Raw genomic sequence first — 12,089 nt, forward strand, 5'->3', positions numbered from 1 at the left:
GCCCCACCGGACCAGGCGGTCCGAGCCCACTGTGCGGGGGCTCGGACCGCCTTTTCGTCATGCCACGGGGGCGTCGACGAGCCGGACGACCTCGGCGGGCCCCGCGCGGAAGGCCTTGTTCGCCGCGTCGGCGGCCGTCATGTGCGGCGCCACGTCGTGCGCGGCGAGGGCCTCGGCCGAGGCCCAGCGCTCGATCAGCACGAACCGGTCGGGGTCGTCCGCCACCCGGTGCAGGTCGTACCGCAGGCACCCCTCCTCGGCGCGCACGAGCGGCGCGAGCGCCTCGAAGGCGGCCACCTGCTCCGCGCCCCGGCCGGGCAGGGCGGTGATGTGGATGATGAGCTTGATCGGCTGCGACATGCCGGAACCCTGGACGGCGCCCCCGTACGGGTGGCCGGGCGTTTCACCAGCCGGACGCCCGGAGCCGGCCGGGGCGCCCGGAGCCGACCGGGGCGGCCGGGCCCGCCGCCGTCGGGGGCTCGCACGGGCGGCCTCGGCGTCCCACCGGGCGGGCGGGGCCGGGTCCGCCGCCTTTCCGAACCGGTGGTTATCGGGTACGACGGACAGGAAGCCCCAGGAGGCGTCCATGACCGCACCCACCCAGCGCCCAAAGGTCAGCGAACGCGAGGCCCGGCAGACGGCCGAGGCGGCGCGCGAGCGGGACTGGCACAAACCGAGCTTCGCCAAGGAGCTCTTCCTCGGCCGGTTCCGGCTGGACCTCATCCACCCCCACCCGCTCCCCGCCGACGAGGACGTCCGGCGCGGGGAGGCCTTCCTCGCGGTCCTCCGCGACTTCTGCGAGACCCGGATCGACGGCGCCCGCATCGAGCGCGAGGCCCGCATCCCCGACGAGACGATCACCGGCCTCAAGGAACTCGGCGCGCTCGGGATGAAGATCGATCCGGCGTACGGCGGCCTCGGCCTCACCCAGCTGTACTACAACCGCGCCCTCGCGCTCGTCGGCTCCGCGAGCCCCGCCGTCGGCGCGCTGCTCTCCGCGCACCAGTCGATCGGCGTACCGCAACCGCTCAAGATCTTCGGCACCCAGGAGCAGAAGGACGCCTTCCTGCCCCGGCTCGCCCGCACCGACCTCTCCGCGTTCCTGCTCACCGAGCCCGACGTCGGCTCCGACCCGGCCCGGCTCGCCACCACCGCCGTACCGGAGGGCGACGACTACGTCCTCGACGGCGTCAAGCTCTGGACCACCAACGGCGTCGTCGCCGACCTCCTCGTCGTCATGGCCCGCGTGCCGGCGTCCGAGGGCCACCCCGGCGGCATCACCGCCTTCGTCGTCGAGGCGGACGCCCCCGGCATCACCGTCGAGCACCGCAACGCCTTCATGGGGCTGCGCGGCCTGGAGAACGGCGTCACGCGCTTCCACCGCGTCCGGGTCCCGGCGGGCCACCGTATCGGCCCCGAGGGCGCCGGCCTCAAGATCGCCCTCACCACCCTCAACACCGGTCGGCTCTCCCTGCCCGCCACCTGCGCGGCCGCCGCCAAGTGGTGCCTGAAGATCGCCCGCGAATGGTCCGCCGTCCGCGAGCAGTGGGGCAAGCCCGTCGCCCGCCACGAGGCCGTCGGCACCAAGATCTCCTTCATCGCGGCCACCGCCTTCGCCCTGGAGGCCGTCGTCGACCTCGCCTCCCAACTCGCCGACGAGGACCGCAACGACATCCGGATCGAGGCCGCCCTCGCCAAGCTGTACGGCTCCGAGAAGGCCTGGCAGATCGCCGACGAACTCGTCCAGATCCGCGGCGGCCGCGGCTACGAGACCGCCGACTCCCTCGCCGCCCGCGGCGAACGGGCCGTCCCCGCCGAGCAGGTCCTGCGCGACCTGCGGATCAACCGGATCTTCGAAGGCTCGACCGAGATCATGCACCTGCTGATCGCCCGCGAGGCCGTCGACGCCCACCTCTCCGTCGCCGGCGACCTCATCGACCCCGACACCTCACTCGCCGACAAGGCCAGGGCCGGCGCCCGCGCCGGCGGCTTCTACGCCCGCTGGCTGCCGGGACTCGTCACCGGCCCCGGACGACTCCCCGGCGCGTACGCCGAGTTCGGCGACCTCGCCACCCACGTCCGGTACGTCGAGCGGACCTCCCGCAAACTCGCCCGCTCCACCTTCTACGCCATGTCCCGCTGGCAGGGCCGCATGGAGCTCAAGCAGGCCTTCCTCGGCCGCATCGTCGACATCGGCGCCGAACTCTTCGCCATGAGCGCCGCCTGCGTACGCGCCGAGCTCCTCCGCACCACCACCGACCACGGAACCGAGGCCCACCAACTCGCCGACGCCTTCTGCCGCCAGGCCCGCCTCCGCGTCGACGACCTCTTCACCCGCCTCTGGTCCAACACCGACGACCTCGACCGCCGCGTCGTCGACGCCGTCCTCGCCGGCCGCCACACCTGGCTGGAGGCCGGCATCGTCGACCCGGGCGACGACGGGCCCTGGATCGCGGACGCGACCCCCGGCCCCTCGACCGAGGAGAACGTCCACCGCCGCGTCCCCTGACCGTCCGCGGCGCGGCCGCTTGGAGCAGCCCCGGTGGTCCGGGTCCGGGGCCGTTCCTAGCGTGGGTGGGGCACTTCCACGGGAACCCGGACACCAGGAAAGAGACCCACGATGACGGACACCGAGGCGAAGGCCGAAGCAGCGCCCGAGGACAGCAGCGGCGTGGTCGGGCTGGGGGTGACCGGAGTCGCCGGGTACGCCCGGCCGGCACCCCGGGACGTGGCCAAGGAGCGGGAGGCGCGCGCGGGAGTCCTCGGTGTCGGCGACGCGTCCGCGCACTCCCCCGGAGTGTCCGGCTTCGGTGAGACCGGCGTGATCGGCAGCGGGTCCCGGTTCGGGGTGCTCGGCCGCGGTGAGACCGGCGTGCGGGGCGAGACGCTCTTCAGCGAAGGCGTGCACGGCGTGGCGAAGGCGACGGGAGCGGGTGTCGTCGGGGAGAGCAAGGACGGCCCCGGAGTCATCGCGTCGAGCAAGAGCGAGGCCGGTCTCCGCGCCCAGTCCGACACGGAGGTGGGCGGAGTCTTCAGTTCGGGGAAGGCCGCCCAGATCGAGCTCACACCGCTCCTCGCCGACGTCCCGGACAGCACGGCACAGCTGCCCGGTGAGGGGCGGCTCGGGCAGCTCGCCGTCCTCAGCGACGACGCCGTGACCTGCCGCCTCTACCTGTGCGTGGAGGCCCAGGAAGGAGCCCCCGCCCTATGGGCCGAGGTCCGGCTGGGCGACCCCGTCCAGGGCAGGACCACCTCCTAGAACGTGCCATGCCCAGCCCGCCGGGCTTCCTCCTGGAACGTGCCATGCCCAGCCCGCCGGGCCTCCTCCTGGAACGTGCCACGCCCAGCCCGCCGGGCCCGCCACGGCCCGTGAAGCCCTGCCCGGCCCCGGACGGCACGATCCTCGTCGTCGAACAGGCCGACGGGTCGCGGCGGGGGAAGGCGGGGCGGCGCGGTGCGGAGGGTCGTGTGGGCCGGGGCAGGGCCGACGGCGCCGGCCCGGCGCGGGCGTTCCGCCATGCGGAACGCCGGCCGCCCGGACGGCGAAGCCCGGCACCATGGACCCGTGACCGTCATCGACATCCCCGGCTCCAAGTCCGTCACCGCCCGCGCGCTGTTCCTCGCGGCCGCGGCCGAGGGCACCACCACCCTCCAGCGACCCCTCGTCTCCGACGACACCGAGGGCTTCGCCGAAGGCCTCACCGCCCTCGGCTACGCCGTCCGGCGCGAGACCGACGCCTGGCACATCGAGGGCCGTCCCGCCGGCCCCGGCGCGGACGCCGCCGACGTCTACTGCCGGGACGGTGCCACCACCGCCCGCTTCCTTCCCACCCTGGCCGCCGCGGGCCACGGCACCTACCGCTTCGACGCCTCCGCGCAGATGAGGCGACGCCCGCTCGGCCCCCTGAGCACCGCCCTGCGGACCCTCGGCGTCGACCTGCGGCACGGCGGGAAGGACGGGCACCACCCGCTCGACGTCCACGCCCGCGGTGTGAAGGGCGGCGCGCTCACCCTCGACGCCGGGCAGTCCTCCCAGTACCTGACGGCCCTGCTCATGCTGGGCCCGCTGACCGCCGAGGGCCTCGACATCACGGTCACGGACCTGGTGTCGGAGCCGTACGTCGAGATCACGCTGGCGATGATGCGCGGCTTCGGCGCGGAGATCACCCGGGAGGACGGCCGGGAGGGGCGTACGTACCGGGTCGCGCCGACCGGATACCGGGCGCGGACGTACGCCATCGAGCCCGACGCCTCCACCTCGAGCTACTTCTTCGCCGCGGCGGCCCTCGAACCGGGCCGTTCCGTCACCGTCCCCGGCCTCGGCACCGGCGCGCTCCAGGGCGACCTGGGCTTCGTCGACGTGCTGCGCCGCATGGGCGCCGACGTCGAGATCACGGAGGCGGGTACGACGGTCCGCTCCACCGGCACCCTGCGCGGCCTCACCGTCAACATGCGGGACATCTCGGACACCATGCCGACGCTCGCCGCGATCGCGCCGTTCGCCGACGGGCCGGTCCGCATCGAGGACGTCGCGAACACCCGGGTCAAGGAGTGCGACCGGCTCGACGCCTGCGCCGAGAACCTCCGCCGGCTCGGCATCACCGTGGAGACCGGGCCGGACTGGATCGAGATCCACCCCGGGACGCCGACCGGACCCGTGGAGATCGCCACCCACGGCGATCACCGGATCGTCATGTCGTTCGCGGTCACCGCGCTCCGCACGCCCGGGATCACCTTCGACGACCCCGGCTGCGTGAAGAAGACGTTCCCCGACTTCCACCGGGTTTTCCACAGGTACGCCCACACCGCGTGAAGACCGCACAGTGTTTGCGGCAAGAATGGGGGGCATGAGCGACCGCCCCTCTCCTCTCGCCGACCCGCACATCGCCTTCGACGTATCCGAAGGACGCCGGGACATCGTCGTCCTCGGCTCGACCGGGTCCATCGGCACCCAGGCCATCGACCTGGTGCTGCGCAACCCCGACCGCTTCCGGGTCACGGCCCTGGCCGCCTCCGGCGGCCGGGTCGCACTGCTCGCCGAGCAGGCCCACCGGCTGAGGGTCGCCGCGGTCGCCGTCGCCCGCGAGGAGGCGCTGCCGGAGCTGCGCGAGGCGCTGAAGGCGCTGTACGGCTCCGAGCCGCTGCCCGAGCTGCTGGCGGGGCCGGACGCCGCCACGCAGCTGGCCGCCTCCCCGTGCCACACGGTGCTCAACGGCATCACCGGCTCCATCGGCCTCGCGCCGACGCTCGCCGCCCTCGAAGCCGGCCGCACCCTCGCGCTCGCCAACAAGGAGTCGCTGATCGTCGGCGGCCCGCTGGTGAAGGCGCTCGCCAAGCCCGGCCAGATCATCCCGGTCGACTCCGAGCACGCGGCCCTCTTCCAGGCCCTCGCCGCCGGCACCCGCGCCGACGTCCGCAAGCTGGTCGTCACGGCCTCCGGCGGCCCCTTCCGCGGTCGGACCAGGGAGCAGCTGGCCGGCGTCACCCGCGAGGACGCGCTGGCCCACCCCACCTGGGCGATGGGTCCGGTGATCACCGTCAACAGCGCCACCCTGGTGAACAAGGGCCTCGAGGTCATCGAGGCCCACCTGCTCTACGACATCCCCTTCGACCGCATCGAGGTCGTCGTCCACCCCCAGTCGTACGTCCACTCGATGGTCGAGTTCTCGGACGGCTCCACGCTCGCCCAGGCCACCCCGCCGGACATGCGCGGCCCCATCGCCATCGGCATCGGCTGGCCGGAGCGGGTCCCCGACGCGGCCCCCGCCTTCGACTGGACCAAGGCCTCCACCTGGGAGTTCTTCCCGCTCGACACCGAGGCTTTCCCGTCCGTCGGCCTGGCCAGGCACGTCGGCACCCTGGGCGGCACCGCCCCCGCCGTCTTCAACGCGGCGAACGAGGAGTGCGTCGAGGCGTTTCTCGCCGGACGGCTGCCGTTCAACGGAATCATGGATACCGTCACTGCGGTCGTCTCGGAGCACGGCACCCCCGCCCGGGGAACCTCGCTGACCGTGTCGGACGTCCTCGAAGCGGAGACCCGGGCCCGGGCCCGGGCCCGAGAGCTCGCAGCGAAGGCAACAGCGGAGGCCCGCGCATGACCGAAATGCTCCTGTACGCCCTGGGCATCGTGCTGTTCGCCCTCGGCCTCCTCGTCTCCATCGCGTGGCACGAGCTCGGCCACCTCTCCACGGCCAAGCTCTTCGGCATCCGCGTGCCGCAGTACATGGTCGGCTTCGGCCCCACCATCTGGTCGAAGAAGCGCGGCGAGACCGAGTACGGCATCAAGGCCATCCCGGCCGGCGGCTACATCCGCATGATCGGCATGTTCCCGCCCGGCGACGACGGCAGGATCGAGGCCCGCTCCACCTCGCCCTGGCGCTCCATGATCGAGGACGCCCGCGAGGCCTCGTACGAGGAGCTCCAGCCCGGCGACGAGACCCGGCTCTTCTACACGCGCAAGCCCTGGAAGCGCGTCATCGTGATGTTCGCCGGACCGTTCATGAACCTGGTCCTGGCGGCGGCGCTGTTCTTCGGCTCGATGATGACCCTGGGGATCGCGGGCCCGACGACCCAGGTCGCGGGCGTCCAGAAGTGCGTCCTCAAGCTGAGCGACGAGCGCAAGGAGTGCCGCGCGGGCGACCCGGTGTCCCCGGCGTTCGCGGCCGGACTCAAGGACGGCGACAAGATCCTCGCCCTGAACGGGCAGACGGTGAAGGACTGGGACGCCCTCTCCGACAGCATCCGCAACGCCGCCATCGGCCCCGCCACGCTCACCGTCGAGCGGAACGGGCAGCGGATCGACCTGCACCCCACCCTCGTCTCCAACGAGGTCGAGAAGAAGGACGCCGACGGCAACGTCGTCCGGCCCGTCGAGTACGTCAAGGCCGGTTACCTCGGCTTCCAGCCGAAGTCCGAGGTGGCGCCGCTCAGCTTCGGCGAGACCACCGAGCGGATGACCGACCTCATGGAGAACGGCGTCCACTCGGTGATCGCCCTCCCGGGCAAGATCCCCGGCCTGTGGGACGCGACCTTCGGTGACGGCGAGCGCGCCGAGGACTCCCCCGTGGGCGTCGTCGGTGCCGCCAGGATCACCGGCGAGCTGATGACCGTCGAGGCGCCGCCGACGACGATCCTCGTGATGTTCATGAACCTGCTGGTCATGTTCAACGTCTCGCTGTTCCTGTTCAACATGCTCCCGCTGCTGCCGCTCGACGGCGGCCACATCGCGGGCGCCCTGTGGGAGTCCGTACGCCGTCACACGGCCCGGCTCTTCCGGCGCCCCGATCCGGGCCCGTTCGACGTGGCCAAGCTGATGCCCGCCGCCTACGTGGTGGCCGGCGTCTTCGTCTGCTTCACCCTGCTCGTGCTCGCCGCCGACATCGTCAACCCGGTGAAGATCACGTAGCTCCCAGGGGGGCCGGACCCGCTGGTGTCCGGCCCCCCGCTCCCGGGGCGGTAACCTCGGACACCTGAGCCCGCCGACGCACGACCTTGAGGTTGCACAAAAGATGACCGCGATTTCTCTCGGTATCCCGACCGTCCCGACCCGGCTCGCCGAGCGGCGCAAGAGCCGTCAGATCCAGGTCGGCAGCGTGGCAGTCGGCGGTGACGCCCCCGTCTCCGTGCAGTCGATGACCACGACCCGCACGTCCGACATCGGCGCCACGCTCCAGCAGATCGCCGAGCTCACCGCCTCCGGCTGCCAGATCGTGCGGGTCGCGTGCCCGACCCAGGACGACGCCGACGCCCTGGCCACGATCGCCCGGAAGTCGTCGATCCCCGTCATCGCCGACATCCACTTCCAGCCGAAGTACGTCTTCGCCGCGATCGACGCCGGCTGCGCGGCCGTCCGGGTCAACCCGGGCAACATCAAGCAGTTCGACGACAAGGTCAAGGAGATCGCCAAGGCGGCCTCCGACGCCGGCACCCCGATCCGCATCGGCGTCAACGCGGGCTCGCTCGACGCGCGGCTCCTCAAGAAGTACGGCCGGGCCACCCCCGAGGCGCTCGTCGAGTCGGCGCTCTGGGAGGCGGGCCTCTTCGAGGAGCACGGCTTCCGCGACATCAAGATCTCGGTCAAGCACAACGACCCGGTCGTCATGGTCGAGGCCTACCGCCAGCTCGCCGAGCAGTGCGACTACCCGCTGCACCTCGGCGTCACCGAGGCCGGCCCCGCCTTCCAGGGCACCATCAAGTCGGCCGTCGCCTTCGGCGCCCTCCTCTCGCAGGGCATCGGCGACACCATCCGCGTCTCGCTCTCCGCGCCGCCGGCAGAGGAGATCAAGGTCGGCATCCAGATCCTGGAGTCGCTGAACCTGCGCCAGCGCCGCCTGGAGATCGTCTCCTGCCCGTCCTGCGGCCGCGCCCAGGTCGACGTCTACAAGCTCGCCGAGGAGGTCACCGCCGGCCTCGACGGCATGACCGTCCCGCTCCGCGTCGCCGTCATGGGCTGCGTCGTCAACGGCCCCGGCGAGGCCCGCGAGGCCGACCTCGGCGTCGCCTCCGGCAACGGCAAGGGCCAGATCTTCGTGAAGGGCGAGGTCATCAAGACCGTCCCCGAGTCGAAGATCGTCGAGACCCTCATCGAAGAGGCGCTCAAGATCGCCGAGCAGATGGAGAAGGACGGCATCGCCAGCGGCGAGCCCACGGTCGCCATCGGCGTCTGACGCCACGGGCCGCCCCGGCGGCCGGATCCCGTCGTGCGAAGCCCCTCCGCCCCACCGGGCGGAGGGGCTTCGCACGTGCATGAAGGCCCCTCCCCCAGGGCACGGGGGTACAGTGCGGAGACCAGCAGATCGCACCGTGAGGCCCCCTCGTGTTGACACAGACCACCACCCGGGTCCTCGAACCCGCCGACCTCGGCGCCGCGCTCGCCGTCCTGGAGAGCGCCCCCGTCGAGAACGCCTTCGTGGCCGCGCGCGTCCAGGTCGCCGGGCTCGACCCCTGGCGGCTCGGCGGCGAGATGTGGGGCTGGTACACCGAGGGCAGACTGCGCTCGCTCTGCTACTCGGGCGCCAACCTGGTGCCCATCTGCGCGACCCCCGAGGCCGTCCGCGCGTTCGCCGACAGGGCGCGCCGGATCGGCCGCCGCTGCTCGTCGATCGTCGGCCCGGTCGAGCCCACCGCCGAACTGTGGCGGCTCCTCGAACCCAGCTGGGGCCCCGCGCGGGACGTCAGGGCCCGCCAGCCGCTGATGGTCACCGAGGAGCCCTCCGTCACCGTCACGCCCGACCCGCTGGTGCGCCAGGTCCGCAAGGACGAGATGGAGGCGATCATGCCCGCCTGCGTGGCCATGTTCACCGAGGAGGTCGGCGTCTCCCCGCTCGCCAACGACGGGGGACTGCTCTACCAGGCCCGGGTCGCCGAGCTCGTCGGAGCGGGCCGCTCCTTCGCCCGCTTCGAGGACGGCAAGGTCGTCTTCAAGGCCGAGATCGGCGCCGCGACCCGCCACGCCTGCCAGATCCAGGGCGTCTGGGTCGCCCCCGAGCACCGCGGCAAGGGCCTGTCCGAGACGGGGATGGCCGCCGTGCTCCGCTACGCCCTGGCGGACGTCGCCCCCGTGGTGAGCCTGTACGTCAACGACTACAACACCCCTGCCAGGGCCGCGTACCGCCGAGTCGGCTTCCGTGAGACGGGTGCCTTCATGAGCGTGCTGTTCTGAGGCCCCGGCCGCTTGTAGGGTGCGCCGCATGGATGACGCAGAGATCGTGATCGGACCGGTCAATCTCGCCGCCCGGGTCGACGAGGCCCTCGCCGTGCAGGCGATCGCCTTCGGCCTGGACGCCGGCGAGGTCGCCGTACGCCGCCACATCGTGCTGCGCCACCTGCTCAGCCCGGGCGCCCGCGCCTTCGGTGCCACCACCCCCGACGGACGGCTCGTCGGATTCGTGTACGGCATGCCCAACGACCGCACCCACTGGTGGTCCACCGTCGTCGAGTCGTACCTGCGCGCCACCGGCACCGCCGACTGGCTCGACGACTCCTTCGCCATCACCGAACTGCACGTCCACCCGGACTTCCAGGGCCGGGGCGTGGGCCGCGAACTGATCACGACCATCACCGACGGGGCCGCGCAACCGCGCTCGATCCTCTCCGCCATCGACATCGAATCCCCGGCCCGCGGCCTCTACCGGACCCTCGGCTACCGGGACCTCGCCCGCCAGGTGCACTTCCCGAGCGCCGCCCGCCCGTACGCGGTCATGGGCGCGCCGCTGCCACTGCTCCGCCGGAACTGATTTCTCGTCGCCGGTGCTGCCCGGCTAACCTCCTAGCCATCAACGTCAGTCCCGGCAGGAGTACGAGAACCATGGCCAACGCACCGGTCCAGCGCATGTCCCAGTTGATGGCGAAGACGCTGCGCGACGACCCGGCGGACGCCGAGGTCCTCAGCCACAAGCTCCTCGTCCGCGCGGGCTACGTCCGCCGCACCGCCGCCGGCATCTGGAGCTGGCTGCCCCTCGGCAAGAAGGTCCTCGCCAACGTCGAGCGCATCGTCCGCGAGGAGATGGACGCCATCGGCGCCCAGGAGGTCTCCCTCCCCGCCCTCCTGCCCCGCGAGCCCTACGAGGCGACCGGCCGCTGGAACGAGTACGGCGCCGAGCTGTTCCGCCTCCAGGACCGCAAGGGCGGCGACTACCTCCTCGGCCCGACCCACGAGGAGATCTTCACCCTCCTGGTCAAGGACCAGTGCTCGTCCTACAAGGACCTGCCGGTCATCCTCTACCAGATCCAGACGAAGTTCCGGGACGAGGCCCGCCCCCGCGCCGGCATCCTGCGCGGCCGCGAGTTCCTGATGAAGGACTCGTACTCCTTCGACACGGAGGACGAGGGCCTCGCCCAGTCCTACGCCCTGCACCGCCAGGCCTACCAGCGCGTCTTCGAGCGCCTCGGCCTCGACTACCGCATCTGCGCCGCCACCGCGGGCGCGATGGGCGGCTCGAAGTCCGAGGAGTTCCTCGCCCCCGCCGAGGCCGGCGAGGACACCTTCGCCGACTGCCCGAACTGCGACTTCGCGGCGAACACCGAGGCCGTCTACCAGGCGGTCAAGACGGTCGACGCCGCCTCGGTCCCCGCCGCCGAGGAGATCCCCACCCCCGACACCCCCACGATCGAGACGCTCGCCGCCTCGCTGGGCGTGCCGGCCTCCGCCACCCTGAAGAACCTCCTGGTGAAGGTCGACGGCGAGATCGTCGCCGTCGGCGTCCCCGGCGACCGCGAGGTCGACATGGACAAGGTCGAGGCGCACTTCGCCCCGGCCGCCGTCGAGCTCGTCACCGAGGCCGACTTCGCCGTCCGCTCCGACCTGGTCCGCGGCTACGTCGGCCCCCAGGGCCTGGAGAAGGTCACCTACATCGCCGACCCCCGCGTCGCGCCGGGCACCGCGTGGATCACGGGCGCCAACAAGGACGGGATGCACGCGAAGAACGTCGTCGCGGGCCGCGACTTCGAGGTCACCGAGTACGTCGACGTCGTCGTCGTCCAGGAAGGCGACCCCTGCCCCAAGTGCGGCACCGGCCTCAAGCTGGACCGCGCCATCGAGATCGGCCACATCTTCCAGCTGGGCCGCAAGTACGCCGACGCCCTCAAGCTCGACGTCCTCGGCCAGAACGGCAAGCCCGTCCGCGTCACCATGGGCTCCTACGGCATCGGCGTCTCCCGCGCCGTCGCCGCCCTCGCCGAGCAGACCGCCGACGAGAAGGGCCTCTGCTGGCCCGCGGAGGTCGCCCCCGCCGACGTCCACGTCGTCGCCGCCGGCAAGGCCCTCCAGACCGAGCTCGCGCTCGAGGCCTCCGACAAGCTGTCCGCCGCCGGGCTCCGCGTCCTCGTCGACGACCGTCCCGGCGTCTCCCCGGGCGTCAAGTTCACCGACGCGGAGCTCATGGGCGTGCCCCACATCCTCGTCGCCGGCCGCCGCTCCGCCGAGGGCGTCCTCGAACTCAAGGACCGCCGCACGGGTGCCCGCGAAGAACTCACCCTCGCCGAAGCCCTCACCCGCCTCACCGCCTGACCCACACTCCGGGCGCCCCGCCCCCCGGACCGGCGCCTGACACCCGCCGCGCGGGCCGCGCCCCCGGGGTGGTGCCCGCGCC

10 protein-coding genes are annotated in these 12,089 nt (G+C 72.5%); 9 read left to right on the forward strand and 1 reads right to left on the reverse strand.

What is annotated here, in order from left to right; translation table 11 throughout:
• Positions 1–57 precede the first annotated feature (57 nt).
• The gene (locus tag OO54_RS19835; protein ID WP_033204909.1) at positions 58–360 is read right to left on the reverse strand and encodes a putative quinol monooxygenase; all 303 of its coding nucleotides are present in this window, start codon (positions 358–360) and stop codon (positions 58–60) included.
• A gap of 226 nt (positions 361–586) precedes the next feature.
• Here OO54_RS19835 and OO54_RS19840 point away from each other — a divergent pair, with 226 nt between their 5' ends.
• The 9 genes from OO54_RS19840 to OO54_RS19880 all read left to right on the forward strand — a co-directional run bounded on the left by OO54_RS19840 (position 587) and on the right by OO54_RS19880 (position 12,007).
• On the forward strand, positions 587–2,509 hold the full coding sequence (locus OO54_RS19840) for an acyl-CoA dehydrogenase family protein (protein WP_033204837.1): 1,923 nt from the start codon (positions 587–589) through the stop codon (positions 2,507–2,509).
• 111 nt (positions 2,510–2,620) lie between these two features.
• Positions 2,621–3,259 (forward strand): hypothetical protein, encoded by a 639-nt coding sequence (locus OO54_RS19845; RefSeq protein ID WP_033204839.1) that lies wholly within the window; start codon positions 2,621–2,623, stop codon positions 3,257–3,259.
• A 306-nt stretch (positions 3,260–3,565) separates the two neighbouring features.
• Positions 3,566–4,813: a 3-phosphoshikimate 1-carboxyvinyltransferase gene (gene aroA / locus OO54_RS19850; RefSeq protein ID WP_033204841.1), complete on the forward strand. Its 1,248-nt coding sequence runs from the start codon at positions 3,566–3,568 to the stop codon at positions 4,811–4,813.
• A gap of 34 nt (positions 4,814–4,847) precedes the next feature.
• Positions 4,848–6,098, forward strand: coding sequence for a 1-deoxy-D-xylulose-5-phosphate reductoisomerase (gene dxr, locus OO54_RS19855; protein WP_033204843.1), 1,251 nt, complete (start codon positions 4,848–4,850; stop codon positions 6,096–6,098).
• Positions 6,095–7,405, forward strand: a complete 1,311-nt coding sequence (locus OO54_RS19860; protein ID WP_033204845.1) for a M50 family metallopeptidase — start codon at positions 6,095–6,097, stop codon at positions 7,403–7,405. The genes dxr and OO54_RS19860 overlap by 4 nt, the downstream gene beginning before the upstream one ends.
• A gap of 103 nt (positions 7,406–7,508) precedes the next feature.
• On the forward strand, positions 7,509–8,666 hold the full coding sequence (gene ispG, locus OO54_RS19865) for a flavodoxin-dependent (E)-4-hydroxy-3-methylbut-2-enyl-diphosphate synthase (protein WP_017235877.1): 1,158 nt from the start codon (positions 7,509–7,511) through the stop codon (positions 8,664–8,666).
• 149 nt (positions 8,667–8,815) lie between these two features.
• Positions 8,816–9,661: a GNAT family N-acetyltransferase gene (locus OO54_RS19870; protein ID WP_033204847.1), complete on the forward strand. Its 846-nt coding sequence runs from the start codon at positions 8,816–8,818 to the stop codon at positions 9,659–9,661.
• Positions 9,662–9,689: 28 nt separating this feature from the next.
• On the forward strand, positions 9,690–10,235 hold the full coding sequence (locus OO54_RS19875) for a GNAT family N-acetyltransferase (RefSeq protein ID WP_033204849.1): 546 nt from the start codon (positions 9,690–9,692) through the stop codon (positions 10,233–10,235).
• Between the two features lie 71 nt (positions 10,236–10,306).
• A complete protein-coding gene (locus tag OO54_RS19880) occupies positions 10,307–12,007 on the forward strand; it encodes a proline--tRNA ligase (protein ID WP_033204851.1) in 1,701 nt (566 codons plus the stop codon).
• Positions 12,008–12,089: the final 82 nt, after the last annotated feature.

It is taken from the genome of Streptomyces wedmorensis (genome assembly GCF_000716445.1).
Classification (GTDB): domain Bacteria; phylum Actinomycetota; class Actinomycetes; order Streptomycetales; family Streptomycetaceae; genus Streptomyces; species Streptomyces wedmorensis.